This is a genomic window from Streptomyces sp. NPDC085944 (assembly GCF_040686295.1).
Lineage (GTDB): Bacteria > Actinomycetota > Actinomycetes > Streptomycetales > Streptomycetaceae > Streptomyces > Streptomyces salinarius.
Genome location: NZ_JBFBJX010000008.1, coordinates 136356 through 152236, shown reverse-complemented (window position 1 = coordinate 152236; position 15881 = coordinate 136356). Strand labels below are relative to the sequence as shown.

The 15881-nt window shown below is 72.1% G+C and carries 14 protein-coding genes; 6 read left to right on the top strand and 8 right to left on the bottom strand.

Translation table 11 applies throughout. The features are described from left to right. Nucleotides 1–227 precede the first annotated feature (227 nt). Genes AB0P07_RS17910 through AB0P07_RS17895 form a run of 4 tightly spaced genes read left to right on the top strand, consistent with a single transcriptional unit; the run spans nt 228 to nt 3786 of the window. Nucleotides 228–1331 carry an aliphatic sulfonate ABC transporter substrate-binding protein gene (locus AB0P07_RS17910; protein WP_365551586.1) on the top strand — a complete coding sequence of 368 codons (1104 nt, stop codon included), beginning with the start codon at nt 228–230 and terminating at the stop codon, nt 1329–1331. A gap of 33 nt (nt 1332–1364) precedes the next feature. Further along, nucleotides 1365–2159 (top strand): ABC transporter ATP-binding protein, encoded by a 795-nt coding sequence (locus AB0P07_RS17905; RefSeq protein ID WP_365551583.1) that lies wholly within the window; start codon nt 1365–1367, stop codon nt 2157–2159. Beyond that, complete coding sequence (locus AB0P07_RS17900) at nt 2146–3042, top strand: ABC transporter permease (protein ID WP_365551580.1); 897 nt, start codon at nt 2146–2148, stop codon at nt 3040–3042. The genes AB0P07_RS17905 and AB0P07_RS17900 overlap by 14 nt, the downstream gene beginning before the upstream one ends. Before the next feature lie 6 nt (nt 3043–3048). Beyond that, complete coding sequence (locus AB0P07_RS17895; RefSeq protein WP_365551577.1) at nt 3049–3786, top strand: sirohydrochlorin chelatase; 738 nt, start codon at nt 3049–3051, stop codon at nt 3784–3786. 14 nt (nt 3787–3800) lie between these two features. Here the strand turns inward: AB0P07_RS17895 and AB0P07_RS17890 are convergent, their stop codons facing one another. After that, the gene (locus tag AB0P07_RS17890) at nt 3801–4349 is read right to left on the bottom strand and encodes a DUF1697 domain-containing protein (protein ID WP_365551574.1); all 549 of its coding nucleotides are present in this window, start codon (nt 4347–4349) and stop codon (nt 3801–3803) included. A 377-nt stretch (nt 4350–4726) separates the two neighbouring features. Between AB0P07_RS17890 and AB0P07_RS17885 the strand changes: the two genes are divergently transcribed. Next, nucleotides 4727–6991, top strand: coding sequence for an MMPL family transporter (locus AB0P07_RS17885; RefSeq protein ID WP_365551571.1), 2265 nt, complete (start codon nt 4727–4729; stop codon nt 6989–6991). Nucleotides 6992–7075: 84 nt separating this feature from the next. Here AB0P07_RS17885 and AB0P07_RS17880 read toward each other — a convergent pair whose 3' ends face one another. The 5 genes from AB0P07_RS17880 to AB0P07_RS17860 all read right to left on the bottom strand — a co-directional run bounded on the left by AB0P07_RS17880 (nt 7076) and on the right by AB0P07_RS17860 (nt 12608). Continuing rightward, nucleotides 7076–8332: a glycosyltransferase gene (locus AB0P07_RS17880; protein WP_365552021.1), complete on the bottom strand. Its 1257-nt coding sequence runs from the start codon at nt 8330–8332 to the stop codon at nt 7076–7078. A 68-nt stretch (nt 8333–8400) separates the two neighbouring features. Next, complete coding sequence (erm(O), locus tag AB0P07_RS17875) at nt 8401–9183, bottom strand: 23S rRNA (adenine(2058)-N(6))-methyltransferase Erm(O) (protein ID WP_365551568.1); 783 nt, start codon at nt 9181–9183, stop codon at nt 8401–8403. 361 nt (nt 9184–9544) lie between these two features. Then, nucleotides 9545–10831 (bottom strand): sugar ABC transporter substrate-binding protein, encoded by a 1287-nt coding sequence (locus tag AB0P07_RS17870; RefSeq protein WP_365551565.1) that lies wholly within the window; start codon nt 10829–10831, stop codon nt 9545–9547. After that, entirely contained in the window at nt 10831–11664 is an 834-nt protein-coding gene (locus AB0P07_RS17865; protein ID WP_365551562.1) for a carbohydrate ABC transporter permease, read from the bottom strand. Before AB0P07_RS17865 ends, AB0P07_RS17870 begins: the two co-directional genes overlap by 1 nt. Further along, nucleotides 11661–12608: a sugar ABC transporter permease gene (locus AB0P07_RS17860; RefSeq protein WP_365551559.1), complete on the bottom strand. Its 948-nt coding sequence runs from the start codon at nt 12606–12608 to the stop codon at nt 11661–11663. The genes AB0P07_RS17865 and AB0P07_RS17860 overlap by 4 nt, the downstream gene beginning before the upstream one ends. A 153-nt stretch (nt 12609–12761) precedes the next feature. Between AB0P07_RS17860 and AB0P07_RS17855 the strand changes: the two genes are divergently transcribed. Beyond that, complete coding sequence (locus AB0P07_RS17855) at nt 12762–13628, top strand: aminoglycoside phosphotransferase family protein (protein WP_365551556.1); 867 nt, start codon at nt 12762–12764, stop codon at nt 13626–13628. Nucleotides 13629–13713: 85 nt separating this feature from the next. On the opposite strand, the gene AB0P07_RS17850 is transcribed toward AB0P07_RS17855, so the two are convergent. Together AB0P07_RS17850 and AB0P07_RS17845 are read right to left on the bottom strand one after the other, a co-directional pair. After that, nucleotides 13714–14448, bottom strand: a complete 735-nt coding sequence (locus tag AB0P07_RS17850; RefSeq protein ID WP_365551553.1) for a 3'-5' exonuclease — start codon at nt 14446–14448, stop codon at nt 13714–13716. A gap of 108 nt (nt 14449–14556) precedes the next feature. Next, on the bottom strand, nt 14557–15804 hold the full coding sequence (locus tag AB0P07_RS17845) for an SAV2148 family HEPN domain-containing protein (RefSeq protein ID WP_365551550.1): 1248 nt from the start codon (nt 15802–15804) through the stop codon (nt 14557–14559). Between the last annotated feature and the right edge of the window lie 77 nt (nt 15805–15881).

Here is a 15881-nt window from a genome sequence, read left to right as displayed (position 1 = left end):
GCTCCCCCGACTTCTACTCCACGTTCGCCAAGGAGGGCGGCCGCGTCGGCAGCGGCGCCCTCGGCAGCGGGCAGGGCGGGGTGGCGCGATGTGCGCGGTGACGTACGCGCACCGCCCGCGCGCCCTCACCCCCCGCAGCCGAAGACCCGCCGACCTCCCGGCCACGACCTGACACCTCGGACGAACCGACAGGCGTGCGTGCCGGACCAACGAGAGGAACCCCTCCCGTGCCTGCCCTCTCCGCCCTGCGCCGCGCGCTGGCGGTCCTAGCCGCCCTTCCCCTGCTGACGCTGGCCGCCTGCGGCTACGGCTCGCAGGCGAAGGACGACGACACCGTGAAGATCGCCGCGGGCGCCGAGAAGATCGACGGTCTCGACTCCGTCCGGATCGGGTACTTCGGCAACATCACGCACGCCACGCCGCTGGTCGCCAACCAGAAGGGCTTCTTCCAGAAGGCACTGGGCGGCACCGAGGCCAAGTACGCGGTCTTCAACGCGGGTCCGTCCGAGATCGAGGCACTGAACTCGGGCTCCATCGACATCGGCTGGATCGGCCCGTCCCCGGCGATCAACGGTTACACCAAGTCCGGCGGCAAGAACCTGCGCATCGTCGGCGGTTCGGCCTCGGGCGGCGTCAAGCTGGTGGTGAACCCGGACCGGATCAAGTCCCTCAAGGACGTCAAGGGCAAGCGCATCGCCACCCCGCAGCTGGGCAACACGCAGGACGTGGCGTTCCTCAACTGGATCGCCGAGCAGGGCTGGAAGGTCGACGCGCAGAGCGGCAAGGGCGACGTGACGGTCGTCCGCAGTGACAACAAGGTGACCCCGAACGCCTACAGGTCCGGTTCCGTCGACGGCGCGTGGGTGCCGGAGCCGACCGCGTCCCGGCTGGTCGCCGAGGGCGGCAAGGTACTGCTCGACGAGTCGACGCTGTGGCCGGACGAGAAGTTCGTGATCACGAACGTCATCGTGTCGCAGAAGTTCCTCGAGGAGCACCCGGGGGCCGTGGAGGCGGTCCTCGGGGCGTCGGTCGACACCAACGAGTGGATCACCACCCACCCGGACGAGGCGAAGGCCGCGGCGAACGCCCGGTTGGAGAAGGACTCCGGCAAGGCGCTGCCCGCCGACGTGCTGGACCCGGCCTGGGAGTCGATCAGGCTCACCGACGACCCGCTGGCCGCCACCCTCGGCGCCGAGGCGGAGCACGCCGTGAAGGCAGGTCTGCTGGAGCGGCCCGACCTGAACGGCATCTACGACCTCACCCTGCTGAACAAGGTCCTCAAGGCCAAGGGCAAGCCCGCGGTCGACGACGCCGGGCTCGGCGTCGAGTAAAGCCCGGATCCGACCACCCAGGAGGTGACGACCATGGCCACGACCACGACCCTCGCCAAGGCCGCCCACGGCACCGAGCCGGCCGCGTACGCCGCCCGGATCGAGCACGTCTCGAAGTCCTTCGCGGGCCCCGCCGGGCAGCAGCTCGTCCTGGACGACATCACCCTCGATGTCGCGCCCGGTGAGTTCGTCACCCTCCTGGGCGCCTCCGGGTGCGGCAAGTCCACGCTGCTGAACCTGGTGGCCGGCCTGGACCGGCCCAGCGCGGGCGGCATCACCACGGACGGGCGGCCGGCCCTGATGTTCCAGGAGCACGCCCTGTTCCCGTGGCTGACCGCGGGCAAGAACATCGAACTCGCCCTCAGGCTGCGGGGGGTGCCCAAGTCCGAGCGCCGCGACAAGGCGGAGGAACTGCTCGAACTCGTCCGGCTCAAGGGCGCGTACGGCAAGCGGGTGCACGAGCTGTCCGGCGGTATGCGCCAGCGGGTGGCGATGGCCCGGGCGCTCGCGCAGGAGAGCAAGCTGCTGCTGATGGACGAGCCGTTCGCGGCCCTCGACGCCATCACGCGGGACGTGCTGCACGACGAGCTGACCCGCATCTGGCGCGAGACGAAGCTGTCCGTGCTGTTCGTGACGCACAACGTGCGCGAGGCCGTGCGGCTGGCCGAGCGGGTCGTCCTGCTGTCCTCGCGTCCCGGACGGGTGGCGCGCGAGTGGACGGTCGGCATCGAGCACCCGCGCCGTATCGAGGACACCGCCGTGGCGGAGCTGTCCGTCGAGATCACCGAAGAACTGCGTGGGGAGATCCGCCGCCATGGCCAGCACTGACACGACGCGTCCCGCGAAGGAGAGCGGCGATCTCGCCGGTCTGGAGGCGGGCCTGGACGCACTGGAGTCGGTGCAGCAGGGCCGCAAGCCCTTCCGGCAGACCTTCGTGGAGAAGATCCTGCCCCCGGCCGTCGCCGTGCTCCTCGTGCTGGCTCTCTGGCAGGGCCTGGTCTCCTTCGACGTCGTCGACGACCCGACCAGGCTGCCGGCCCCCTCCGACGTGTGGGACGTGGTGCACCAGGCCTGGCTCCAGGGCGAGTTGCTCGGCTACATCTGGACCAGCGTCTCGCGCGGCCTGCTCGGCTTCTGCTTCGCGCTGCTCATCGGCACCCCGCTGGGACTGCTGGTGGCGCGGGTGAAGTTCGTGCGTGCCGCGATCGGCCCGATCCTCTCCGGCCTCCAGTCGCTGCCGTCGGTGGCCTGGGTGCCGCCGGCCGTGATCTGGCTGGGTCTGAACAACTCGATGATGTACGCCGTCATCCTGCTGGGCGCGGTGCCCTCCATCGCCAACGGCCTGGTGTCCGGCGTCGACCAGGTCTCCCCGATCTTCCTGCGGGCGGGCCGCACCCTGGGTGCGACGGGGCTGAAGGGCACCTGGCACATCGTGCTGCCCGCCGCGCTGCCCGGCTATGTGGCGGGGCTCAAGCAGGGCTGGGCGTTCTCCTGGCGCTCACTGATGGCCGCCGAGATCATCGCCTCGTTCCCGGACCTGGGCGTGGGCCTCGGGCAGTTGCTGGAGAACGGCCGCAACGCCAGCGACATGGCCATGGTCTTCGAGGCCATCCTGCTGATCCTGATCGTCGGGATCGCCATCGACCTGCTGATCTTCAGCCCGCTGGAGCGCTGGGTGCTGCGCAGCCGCGGTCTGCTGGTGAAGGGCTGATACGCCATGTCCGCGCCGGTGCTTCTCGTCGTCGCCCACGGCAGCCGCGACCCGCGGCACGCCGCGACCGTGCACGCCCTGGTCCGCCGGGTGCGGGCACTGCGTCCAAACGTGCGGGTGGAGACCGGCTTCCTGGACTTCAACGTCCCCTCCGTGCAGGGGGTGCTGGAGTCCCTGGAGACCGAGGGCGTGCGGGACGTGGTGGCCCTCCCGCTATTGCTGACCCGCGCCTTCCACGCCAAGGCGGACATCCCCGCGGTCCTCGCGGCGGCGCCGCCGCGTCTGCGGATCCGGCAGGCCGAGGTGCTCGGCCCCTCGCCGCTGCTGCTGTCGGCGCTGGAACGGCGGCTGTACGAGGCGGGCCTGGCGCCCGCCGACAAGTCCTCGACCGGGGTCGTGCTGGCCGCGGCGGGGTCCTCCGACCCGGAGGCGATCGCAGTGATCGCTGACATCGCGCGGGAGTGGCGGCACACCGGTTGGTGCGCCGTGCGGCCTGCGTTCGCCTCCGCATCCCTTCCGCGCACCGAGGACGCGGTACGGCAGTTGCGCGCGCTGGGCTGTGCGCGCGTCGCCGTCGCCCCGTACGTCCTGGCGCCCGGTTTCCTGCCGGACCGTGTCGCCCGGGGCGCGGCCGGGGCGGACGTGCTGGCGGACGTCCTGGGTCCCGCACCCGAGGTGGCGCGGGTCGTCTTGGAACGCTACGACGCGGCACGGATGCCGGTCGCGCTGGCGGTCGGGGCCTGAGGCCCGGGAGCCCGTCAGGCGCCGGTCAGCTCCACGAGCTTGGTGACCGTGTTCCAGTTGCGGCTGGTGGCGATCAGCCCCTTGTTGACGCGGGGTCTGCCCAGGGCCTCGGCGAGCTTGGAGCGGCCGAGTCCGTCCGGTGCGTAGAGGTACAGGGCGCGGTCGCCGAGGCGGAACTCCTCCGGGTGGAAGGCCGGTGCGTCGATCGCCGCGAAGCGCTCCGCGTCGACCGGCGCGGAGAAGTAGGTGACGTGCAGCTGCTTGGCCTCCAGCTCGGCGGCCGGGAACGGGCACGCCTCGACGACCCCCTTCAGATAGGCGTGGTCGCGCACGATCACGTCGACCGGGAAGCCGAACCGCTTCTCGATCGCCTGTGCCACCTCAGGGGCCAGGGACTCCTCGTCACCGTGGTCGGACGCGAAGACGGCCTGCCCGCTCTGCAGATGCGTGCGTACGGCGTCGTGGCCGAGGGAGGTGAGCAGCGCGCGCAGGTCGGCCATCGGGACCTTGCGGCCGCCGCCCACGTTGACCCCGCGCAGCAGCGCCGCGTACATCGTCGTCATCCGCACACCATAGAACGGCCGTCGTGCCCCGTGGGGGCGGGCACGACGGCCGGGTCCGCGCGCCGGGCGCACGTGCGCGTCACTCTCGCCGATGCGGTGCGCGGGCTTCAACCACTACACACGCCTGTGACTCAATCAACAACTCTTCCAAAAGGCTCCGGTGCGCCACCCGACCCTGATCACCGCCCCTGGAAGCCCCCGGTAGATGTAAGGGGCCGGGATCCTCCTCAGCGGTGAGTGCGGCGGTACGCAGGGATGAGAGCGGCGCCGTCGCACGTCACCGGAGAGCACGACGCCACGGCCTTACGCGGCCCATACCTTCGAATCGCAAGGTGGCGGCAGGGGGCCGGCACCGCTCAGGAGGGGGCAGGCCGGTCATGCGGAACCGAGAGACACGGGTGCGGGGCATAGCAGCCCGGGCGGGCGGCTGGAGCGCCCGGCACCGTTGGGCCGCCGTCGGGATCTGGGTGCTGTTCGTCGTCCTGGCGATGGGCCTCGGTTCGGCGGCCGGCCGGGTCGACGTCAAGGACAGCGACCAGATGGGCGGCGAGACGCACACCGCCGCCAGGATCGTCGAGGAGGCGGAGATCGACGAGCCGGCCAGTGAGTCGGTCCTGGTCCAGGCGAAGCCGGACGGGCTGACGGCCACGGACGCCGAGTTCCGGGCCGCCGTCGACGCGGTCGTCACGGCGGTGGAGAAGACCGGGAAGGTCACGGGCGTCACCTCTCCGTACGACGCGAAGACCATCTCGAAGGACGGCCGCAGCGCACTGGTCCAGTTCGACATGCGCGGCGAGGCGGACACCGCGGGCGACCGGGTCGAGCCGGTGCTGAAGGCGGTCGAGGGCGTCCAGAAGGAGCACGAGTCGCTGCGGATCGAGGAGATCGGCGGCGCCAGCATGATGAAGACGTTCGACGACGCGTTCGGCGACGACTTCAAGAAGGCCGAGTACTCGGCGGTCCCGGTGGCCCTCGGCATCCTGCTCGTCGCGTTCGGCGCGCTGGTGGCGGCGCTGGTCCCGGTGGCGCTGGCGATCACCGCGATCATCGCGACGATGGGGCTGATGGGTCTGGTCAGCCACTTCCAGCCGATGAGCGAGACCGCCAACTCCGTGATGCTGCTGGTCGGTCTGGCCGTCGGTGTCGACTACTGCCTGTTCTACCTGCGCCGCGAGCGTGAGGAGCGGGCCGCGGGACGGGACGCGCAGACGGCGCTCAGGATCGCCGCCGCCACCAGTGGCCGGGCGATCGTCGTCTCCGGCGTCACGGTGTGCGTGGCGATGGCGGGCATGCTGTTCACCGGCATCGCCGAGTTCGAGGCGATGGGCCTGGCCTCGCTGATGGTGGTCGCGGTCGCCATGGTCGGCTCGGTGACGGTGCTGCCGGCGCTGCTGTCCCTGCTGGGCGAGCGGGTGGAGAAGGGCCGCGTGCCGTTCCTGCGCCGGCGCCGGCCGAGCGGCTCGACGGGTGAGGGCAGCCGGTTCTGGACGGCCGTGCTGAAGCGGGTGCTGGCCAAGCCGCTGCTCGCCGCCGTGGTCGCCGTCGGCGCGCTGCTGGCCGTCGCCGCGCCCGCCCTGGGCATGAAGACGCAGAACCTGACGCTGGACCAGGAGTTCGGCGACTCGCTGCCCATCGTGCAGACGTACAACCGGGTCAACGAGGCCTTCCCCGGCGGTTCCGACCCGGCCGAGGTGGTCGTGAAGGCCGACGACATCAACGCGCCCGAGGTACGGGCCGCGCTCGCCGACTTCCGGGAGCGGGCGATCAGTTCGGGCGCCTCGCGCGGTCCGGTGGAGATCACGACGCACGACGAGCAGAACGTCGCGCTGGTGTACGTCCCGCTGGTCGGCGGCTCCGACCAGGACAAGGCGGGCGAGAGCCTGGACAGGCTGCGCGACGACGTGCGGCCCGCGACGCTGGGCAGGGTCGACGGCGTCGAGGCCCCGATCACCGGTCAGGTGGCCGGCAACAAGGACTTCAACGACCAGCTCGTCGGGTCGGTCCTGCCGGTCTTCGCGTTCGTCGTGGTCTTCGCCTTCCTGCTGATGCTGGTGTCCTTCCGCTCGCTGACGGTCGCGATCACCTCGATCGTGCTCAACCTGCTCTCGGTGGGCGCCGCGTACGGCATCCTGGTCGCCGTCTTCCAGCACGGCTGGGGCGCCTCGCTGGTCGGCGCGGAGGGCGTGGGCGCCATCATCACGTGGCTGCCGCTGTTCCTCTTCGTGATCCTGTTCGGCCTGTCGATGGACTACCACGTGTTCGTGGTCTCCCGGATCCGCGAGGCCCGGCTGCGCGGGCGGAGCACCCGGGACGCGATCCAGCACGGCGTGGTCACCACGGCGGGGGTCGTCACCAGCGCCGCCGTCATCATGGTCGCCGTGTTCGCCATCTTCGGCACGCTGTCCATGCAGTCGATGAAGCAGATGGGCGTGGGCCTGGCGGCGGCGGTGCTGATCGACGCCACGATCATCCGGGGCGTCCTGCTGCCGGCCGTGATGTCCCTGCTCGGCGAGCGCAACTGGTACCTGCCGAAGTGGCTGCACCGGCTGCCGGACCTCACCCACGACGAGTCGCCCGAGGCGATCGCCCCGACGGTGCGGGACGGCGAGCGCGGGGAGCGGGGAAGGCCGGTCGGCGTCTGACCGCTTCCGGCCGGCACGTCACCACGGCCACAGGGCCCGTCGGTTCCGGGGGAACCGACGGGCCCTGCGCCGTGCTGTGCCGGATCAGCCGCGCGCCGCGGCCAGTTCGGCCTCGATGAGGTCGGCGGCCCGCCGGGTGCCGCCCTCCTGGGCCATCCGCGCCTGGATCTCCTTGAGGCGCCCCGCCACCTCCGGGTCGTCGGCCAGGGCGAGGGCGGCGGTGCGCAGCGCCTCGGCGGTGGCCTCCTCGGTCGGGAGCGTGCGGGCGACACCGAGGCCCTGGAGCATGTCGGCGTTGCCGAACTGGTCCGCGGCCTGCGGTACGGCGATCATCGGCGTGGCGGTCGCCAAACCTTCCTGGCTGCCGCCGGCACCCGCGTGGGTGACGAACAGGTCGGCCTGCTGGAGGATCGCCAACTGCGGCACCCACTCGCGCACTTCCACGCTGTCCGGTACGTCGCCCAGCTCGGCGGTGTCGATGTGCCGGCCGACCTGGAGCACGGTGTGCCAGCCGGGCAGCTCGCCGAAGGCCTTGACGCACTCCCGGTAGAACGCCGGCTGCTTGGTGAAGGCGGACCCGAGGGAGACGAGGACGACCTTCTCCGCGCCCTCGGGTCGCGTCCAGTCGCCCTCGGCGGTGCGGTCCCCCTGGCAGGCGCCGACGAAGGTGTACGCCTTCTCGTCGACCCGGTCGGCGTTGGGCTGGAGCGCCTTGGGGATCAGCACCAGGGAACGGTCGGGGCGGCCGACGAACGGGTCGGGGTGGTCGGTGATCCCGTTCTCCTCCAGCCAGGCGTGGAAGCGGGCGTAGTAAGCCTGCCCGCGCTCGGTCTTCAGCGGCTCCTCCCACATGGGCTCGCCGACCTCCTGCTCGTACCCCTCCCAGGCGACCATGCAGGGCGACAGGGAGATCACGGGCACGTCCCAGCGGCGGCCGAGGACGCGGGCGGTGTAGGAGCCGATGTCGTGCAGGATCAGGTCGGGCTCGTCGCCCTCGTACGCCTCGGCGAGCTGTGGGAGCGCCTGAATGGCGTCGTCGAGGAAGGGCTCGACGTTGTCCAGCAGGGTGCTCCCCCACGCCTTAGGGTCGGCGTCGGGGCCGGGCAGCGTGCTGTTCCAGAGCTTGGGTTCGGCGCCCGTCTCGGCGACCTTGTCCGCGAGGAGCGGCGGGATCGCGTACGTCACCCGGTGCCCTCGCGCGACGAGCTCGCGGATCACCTCCAGGCTGGGGTTCACGTGGCCGTGCGCGGCGATGGAGAACATGGCGATGTGGGCGGGTCGACTGGTCATGCGACGACCGTAAGCGAGACGAGACGTCTCGTGCAACTCTTTTCGGTGCATCTCCTGGGGTTCCTTTCGGTTCATCCTCTGGGGCTCCTTTCGGTTCATCTCCTGGAGTTCCTTTCGGTTCACGCCGTCAGCTCCTCGTACAGCCGGAGCCAGCCGCCGGGCGCGAGCTCGCCGACGAGCAGGGCGGGGTCGAGCCGGGCGGCACGGAACGCCGCGTCCACCCGGCGCCTCGGATGGGCGCGGCGCAGGGACGCGTGCAGCGAGCCGCCCACGCCCGAGAAGCCCAGTTGGACCAGGTCCGCCCAGCCGCGAAGGGCGGCGGGGCCGGTGAGCAGCACAGCCGGGCGGCGCTCGATGCGGAGGATGCCGGCGTCGACGCGCGGGGCCGGGCGGAAGCGGAGGCGGTCCACCCGGCCGACCAGCCGCCATGCGTGGTGCGGCCAGGTCAGGACCGTGAGCAGGGTCCAGCGGCCGTAGTCGCCGGTGCGTCTGCGGGCGTACTCGAGCTGGGTGATGAGGGTGGCGTCGGTGAGGGCGGGTGCGCTCAGGCACCAGTCGACGATGTCGGCCGTGCGCGAGAAGGGCACGTTCCCGGCGACCGAGAACGGCGTGCGCGGGGGCCGCGCGGCGAGGAAGTCACCGGGGACGACGCGGACGTGCGGGCTGCGCGCGAAGCGGGCGCGGAGTCCGGGGACGAGCCGGGGGTCGATCTCGTAGGCGTGCAGTTCGCGGCTGCGGCGGGCGAGCGGCTCGGTGAGGGCACCCTTGCCCGCGCCCACTTCGAGCACGAGCGGAGGGGAGGCGCGGTCGGGGGCGGCGAGCCGGGCCACGTGGTGGGCGGTGGCGCGGTCGGCGAGGAAGTTCTGCGAGAGCGTGCGGGCACGCTGGGTGGGGCGGGCCATGGCCTGCGGTCCTTGTCTTCCGTGACAGGAGGGGGAAAGGGCAGCCGAAGGCCCTGACCGGAAGACGAAGGCGAAAAGGGAATGCGGAGGCTCAGCCCCGCCGTGCGCAACCGGGACGCGTCGAACGCGTCGGGTATGTCAGCGGCGGGGGGACCCCGGGCCGGTCAGGGCTCCGGGGCCACGACGCATCCTGATGGCGTACGTGCAGCCCCGGCCGAGACCGGAGTTGAAGATCGCGTTGAAAGCTGCCACGGACGCGACGTTAGGCGGGCGGGCGCCCGGCGGGCAACCGGTTTCCGCGCGGCCGGCCGTCGTGGGCCGGCTTCTCCGCGAGCCGCGAGCCGCGGGCAGCCGGCGGCGGTCAGCGCTGGTAGCGGGCGAGTACGAGGTTACCGTCCTCCTCCAGTCTGTGGCGCAGTCCGGCCATGTCGATCGCCCCGCTGTAGTACTCCTGGAGCGCCGGTGTCGCCACCTTGTCCTTCCACTCGGCGTAGCCCCGCACGGACTGCGCGGGCGCCGAGCGCAGGTGGGCGGCGAGGGCGGTGCCGGTGGCCCAGCCGCGTTCGGACGTGTGCAGGGCGGGGTCCTTCAGGGCCTGCTCGCCGGTGGGGAGCATCCAGTCGCCGAGGGCGAGGCGCACCATGTTGTCCGGCTGGAGCAGGAAGTCGACGAATGCCGCCGCCTCCCTCTTGTGCGGGCTGTCCTCGGCGATCGACAGGGTCTGCGGGCTGACGCCCTGGACGAGCCCGTCGGCGCCGGCCGGGGCGGGCAGCACCTGCCAGTCGAAGCCCTCGGGTGCCTGCTGCTCGATCTGCTGACGGTAGGAGAAACCCAGCGGCACCATCGCGTACGTGCCCGCGAAGAAGCCGGGCAGCGTGTCGGAGCCGCCGCTGCCCAGGGTGGTGGGCGAGGCACTGTGGTCGGTCTCGACCTGGTCGTGGACGGTGCGGGGCACCACCTGGTCGCCCGCCTCGAATCGGACCGTCACCTTGCCGTCGGCACCCCGGTGGAACAGCTTGCCGCCGGCGGACAGGGAGAGGTTGAGGGTGGCGGAGACGGGCTCCTTCAGCGGCCAGGCCACTCCGTATGTGCCGTCGCCGCTCAGCTCCTTCGTCACCTGCCGGAACTCCGCCCAGCTCCAGGGGTGTTCCGGCGTCGGTATCCGCACGCCCGACTTGCCGAGCAGGGTGGCGTTGGCGATCAGCACCCGCGGTTCCTGGAGGAACGGCACGCCGTGGACGCCGTCGCCGAAGGTGACCGTCTCCCAGCTGCGTTGCGGGATGTCCGACTTCAGCCGGGCGGGGAGCAGTTCCGTGAGGTCGGCGAGGTAGCCGCCGTAGGCGAAGTCGGCGAGGTAGCCGCCGTAGGCGTCGTGGATGATGTCGGGCGCCTCGCCGCCCTCGAAGGAGGTGAGGAGCTGGTCGTGGACACTGTCCCAGCTGCCCTGGACGTACTCGACGCGCACGTCCGGGTGGGCGGCGTTCCACTCCCGCACCAGTTCCTTGTTGGCCCGGACCGACTCGTCCTGCCAGGCCAGGGACTGGAAGCGGAGGGTGATCCGGCCTTCGTCGCCGTCGCCGCCCCCTCCCGCGCAGCCGGAGACGAGCAGGACGAGGGCGAGGAGCAGGGTGGTGGTCCTGGCGCGCATCAGCTCTTCACCGCCCCGGCGAGCATGCCGCCCGTGATCCGCCGCTGGATGAGGGCGAAGACCACCAGCGAGGGGAGCGTGGCGAGGAAGGCCGCCGCGGCGAGCGGTCCGAGGTCGGCGACGCCCTCGGCGCCGATGAAGTGGGTGAGGATCACGGGCAGCGTCTGTCTCTCCGGGGTTTTGAGCAGCACCAGCGCGAAGAAGAACTCGTTCCACGCGGTGATGAACGCGAACAGGGCCGTCGCCACGATCCCGGGCGCGAGCAGCGGCGCGGTCACCGAGACCAGGGTCCGCAGCCGCCCGGCGCCGTCGACCGCGGCCGCCTCCTCCAGCTCGCGCGGCACGGCGCGGACGTATCCGGCGAGCATCCACAGCGCGAACGGCAGCGACCACACGACGTACACCATCACCAGCCCGGCCACCGAGTTGATCAGCCCGAGGTTCTTGAGGACCAGGAACAGCGGGATGATCAGCAGGACGAAGGGGAAGGCCTGGCTGACCACGACCCACCCGGTGGCCGCCTTGGTGAGCCTGCCGCGACGGCGGGCCATGACGTACGCCGCCGGGGTCGCGATCAGCACCGCGATCACGGCGGCGCCGAGGGCGGCGACCAGGGAGTTGAGCCCGGCGCGCAGCAGTGGCTGCTCGTCGAAGGCCTGCCGGAAGTTGTCGAGGGTGGGGTGCTCCGGGATCCAGGTGGGATGCAGACTGGCCAGCTCGCGCGGTGGTTTGAAGGCGACGGAGATCAGCCAGAGGAACGGGAAGGCCAGGAAGACCAGGTACGCGAGCAGCGCGGCGTACTGGCCCATGCGGGCCCCGGTCGAGGTCTTCACGCCTCGTCACCTCCCTTGTCCGAGCCGCGGAGCCGGCCGACGAGGAAGACGGCCAGCAGCAGCGAGACGACCGCGACCATGACGCAGCCCATCGCCGCCGCGTAGCCGAACTGGCCGTAGCGGAAGGCCTCCTCGTAGGCGAAGAGCATGGGCAGCCGGGTACGTCCGCCCGGTCCGCCGTTGGTGAGCACGTAGACCAGGGCGAAGGAGTTGACGTTCCAGATGAGGTTGAGCGCCGTGATGGCGAGGGCGACCGGCCTGAGGGCGGGCCAGGTGACCGTGCGGAAGCGGCGCCAGGCGCCCGCGCCGTCCACCGCGGCCGCCTCGTGCAGCTCGCGCGGGGTGTTCTGGAGTCCGGCGAGCAGGGCGACGGTGGTCTGCGGCATGCCGGCCCAGACGCCGACGACGACGACGGCGGGCAGGGCGGTGCCGAGGCCGCTGAGCCAGTCGTGGCCGTCGCCGAGGCCGAGGTCGCGCAGCGTCTCGTTGAGGATGCCGGCGTCCGTGTTGTAAACGAGCCGCCACATGATGCCGACGACGACCTCGGGCATCGCCCAGGGGACGATCGCGAGGGCGCGGGCCGCCCAGCGCAGCCGGAGATTCTGGTTGAGCAGCAGGGCGAGACCGAGGGCGAGCAGGAACTGCGGGGCCGTCACCCCGACGGCCCACACCAGGCCGATCCGGAACGACTCCCAGAACAGCGTGTCGTGCAGCAGGTCCTGGAAGTTCAGGGCGCCGATCCACTCGGTGGGCTCCGTGCGGCCCGACTGGGCGTCGGTGAAGGCCAGCAGGATGCCGTGGAGCAGCGGCCCGACGCTGAGGACCAGGATCGGGATCAGCGCGGGCAGCACCAGGAACCAGGCGCCGTGGTCCGGTCCGCCCCGTGGGGCGTCCGGTCCGGGCGCACGGCGCGCCGGTCTCCTCGACTCGGTCACCGATGTCACACAATCAGCCCCTTTGCACGGCTCGAACGGGCCTGGTCATGGTCGTGAAGTGACCGTGTCCCGTCAAGAGCCCGCGTACACGCTCCCACCTGTGCGAATGCGACACTGACCCCCGGCACGACCGGAACGGGTACGACACGGAGGCGCGAGGCGATGGACGAGGCACGGGCGCGGGAGGTGCTGGCCGCGGCGGAGGTGCTGCCCGGGGCGGCGCGGGAGGCGCGGCTGCTGGCCCTCGGCGAGAACGCGGTGTTCGCCGCCGGCGACCTGGCGGTCAAGGTGGGCCGCGACGCCGAACTCCTCGACCGGGCGCGCCGGGAACTGGCCGTCGCGCTCTGGCTGGAGGAGGCGGGCGTACCGGCGGTGCGGGCGGCCGAGCCGGCGGCGCTCATCGTCGACGGGCACCCGGTCACCGTGTGGCACCGGCTGCCCGACCCGGTGCGGCCCACCGAGCCCAGGGACGTGGCCGCGCTGCTCCGGCTCGTCCACGAACTCCCCCTCCCGTCCTCCTTCGAACTGCCGCCCCGCGAGCTGCTGGGCGGTGTGGAGCGCTGGCTGCGCCTCGCGGGCGACGTGATCGACCCCGCGGACGCGGCCTATCTGCGCGAGCGCCGGGACGGCTTCGCGTCGGCCGCCGCCGCGCTCACCCCGCACCTGCCGCCGGGTCCCATCCACGGGGACGCGCTGCCCCGCAATGTGCACGTCGGTCCCGACGGGCCGGTCCTGATCGACCTGGAGACCTTCTCCGCCGACCTGCGCGAGCACGACCTCGTGGTGATGGCGCTCAGCCGGGACCGCTACGGGCTGCCCGCCGAGGCCCACGACGCCTTCACCGCGACCTACGGCTGGGACGTGCGCGAGTGGGACGGCTGCGCGGTGCTGCGCGGCGCCCGGGAGACGGCGAGCTGTGCCTGGGTGGCGCAGCACGCGCCGAGCAACCCGAAGGCGCTGGCCGAGTTCGAGCGCAGGGTGGCGTCGCTGCGGGACGGGGACCCGACCGTGCGGTGGTATCCCTTCTGACGTGAGGCCCCCTACTGCCGGGGAGGGACCCCGGACGGCTGACCCGAACCGACGGCATCGGGCCGGCGGCCCCGGGAAGGGCGACTCAGACCCGCTCGTCGGCCGGTTCCCCGGCCGGCTCGCGCAGCGGCCAGGTTCCGTCGACGACGGCCGTGGCGTCGCCCTTGCGGCGCAGGAAGCTCTGGAAGTCCGCCGCCCACTCGGCGTACCACTCGACCTGGCGGCGGTGCAGGTCCACCGGGCCGAGGGCCGCGACCTTGGGGTGGCGGCCGGCTATCGCGCAGGCCAGCCGGGCCGCGGCGAGGGCGTCGGCCGTGGCGTCGTGGGCGGCGTCGAGCGGGACGCCGTACTCCCGGCAGACGGCCTCCAGGTTCCGCTTGCCCCTGCGATAGCGGTCGACGGCACGGTCGATGGTGTACGGGTCGATGACCGGGGCGGGCTCCAGGCCGCCGAGTCGCTCGCGCAGGGACGGCAGCCCGTGACGCCGCAGTTCGGCGGAGAGCAGGGTGAGGTCGAAGGCCGCGTTGTAGGCGACGACCGGGACGCCGGCCTTCCAGTGGTCCGCGAGGACGTCGGCGATGGCGTCCGCGACCCGGTCGGCGGGGCGGCCCTCACCGGCCGCGCGTTCGTTGCTGATGCCGTGGACCGCCACCGCGTCCGGCGGGATCTCGACGCCGGGGTCGGCCAGCCACTCCCGCCGGCCGAGCGGCTGTGCGCCCCTGACCTCGATCACGGCTCCCGTGACGATGCGCGCCTCGCGCGGATCGGTGCCCGTCGTCTCCAGGTCGAAGCCGATCAGCAGCTCCCGGTGCCAGCCCATGGGCGGTCCCCCTTCTTGGTGGTGCGTTCCCCCAGTGGTCTCCACCTTCCCACGGGCCACTGACAATCAGAGGATCGCATTCCGCTTACGCCTCCCGGGGGGCCACGTTCAGGACACCGGCCGCGAATCCGCCCACATCAGTTCGAACTCCTCGCGATAGGTGGGGAAGAGTCCGCCTTCGTCGAGCCGGTCCGACTTCACCACCTTTCCGCCGTTGCGCCCGTTGCGCAGGACGAGCACCGGCGCCTCCATCCCGCGCGTGCGACGCAGATAGGACTGCACGACCGCGATGCCGTCGGCGCCGTCCCCGTCGACGAGGTAGGCGGTGAAGCGAGGCGTCTCGTCGAAGACCTGGATCTCGAAGGCGCCCGGGTCCCGCAGCCGGGCGCGCACCCGGCGCATGTGCAGGATGTTCATCTCCACCGCGCGGCTCAGCTCGCCCCGCTTGATGCCCAGTTCACGCTCGCGGCGTTTGATCGCGCTGGAGGCCGGGTTCAGGAAGAGCAGCCGCACCCGGCCGCCGGCCTCGGCCATCCGCAGCAGTCGGCGGCCGGAGAAGTTCTGCACGAGCAGGTTGAGGCCGATACCGAGGGCGTCCACCCGGCGGGCGCTGCCGAACAGGTCCTCGGCGGGGAACTGGCGCAGCAGCCGCACCCGGTCCGAGTGCACGGCGACCACGTCGGCGTAGCGGTCCCCGACCAGGTCCTCCACGGCGTCCACCGGGAGCCGGCGCGCGGACGGCACGTCGCTGCCCGCGCCCAGGACCTCGAGCAGCCGCGCCGAGGCCCGTTCGGCCTGGTTCAGGACCGCCTCGGACAGCGCCCGGTTGCGGGAGACGACGTTGCGGGTGACCTCCAGCTCGTCCAGGGCCAGTTCGACGTCGCGGCGCTCGTCCACGTAGGGCTCGAAGCAGGGCCAGTGCTGGACCATCAGCTCGCGCAGCTGGGGCAGGGTGAGGAAGCTGAGGACGTTGTCGTCGGCCGGGTCGAGCAGGTAGCCCTTGCGGCGGCTGACCTCGCGGACCGCGACGGCGCGCTGCACCCACTCCTGTCCGGCGGGTCCGGCGGCGGCGACCACCCAGTCGTCGCCGTGGACCGGTTCGTAGACCGGCCGCAGGACGGCGGCGACCACCGCCCGCAGCCGCTGCTCGACGAGGTTCAGCCAGATGTAGGCCCGGCCCGCCCGCTGCGCACGGGTGCGCACCTCGTGCCAGGCGTCGGCGTCCCAGTCCAGCTCCGGACCGATCGCGCCCGCGTTCATCGGCCGCGCCAGGGACACCGCACCGGGCGGGACGTCCGTGGAGTTCCCCTGATGACCCTCGTCACCAGGAGGCAGCTCCAGCCCTCCCGAGCCCACCCGAGTACCGCCTTCCGCTCCCCCGGACACTGCCGGGGACACCCCGTCCCAACGATCAAGGAAGGGTACTCCGCCGA

Coding starts and splice junctions, on each gene's coding strand:
- AB0P07_RS17905 (WP_365551583.1), top strand. CDS start 1,365: ATGGCCACGACCACGACCCTCGCCAAGGCCGCCCACGGCACCGAGCCG.
- AB0P07_RS17900 (WP_365551580.1), top strand. CDS start 2,146: ATGGCCAGCACTGACACGACGCGTCCCGCGAAGGAGAGCGGCGATCTC.
- AB0P07_RS17895 (WP_365551577.1), top strand. CDS start 3,049: ATGTCCGCGCCGGTGCTTCTCGTCGTCGCCCACGGCAGCCGCGACCCG.
- AB0P07_RS17890 (WP_365551574.1), bottom strand. CDS start 4,349: ATGACGACGATGTACGCGGCGCTGCTGCGCGGGGTCAACGTGGGCGGC.
- AB0P07_RS17885 (WP_365551571.1), top strand. CDS start 4,727: ATGCGGAACCGAGAGACACGGGTGCGGGGCATAGCAGCCCGGGCGGGC.
- AB0P07_RS17880 (WP_365552021.1), bottom strand. CDS start 8,332: ATGCACCGAAAAGAGTTGCACGAGACGTCTCGTCTCGCTTACGGTCGT.
- AB0P07_RS17870 (WP_365551565.1), bottom strand. CDS start 10,831: ATGCGCGCCAGGACCACCACCCTGCTCCTCGCCCTCGTCCTGCTCGTC.
- AB0P07_RS17855 (WP_365551556.1), top strand. CDS start 12,762: ATGGACGAGGCACGGGCGCGGGAGGTGCTGGCCGCGGCGGAGGTGCTG.
- AB0P07_RS17850 (WP_365551553.1), bottom strand. CDS start 14,448: ATGGGCTGGCACCGGGAGCTGCTGATCGGCTTCGACCTGGAGACGACG.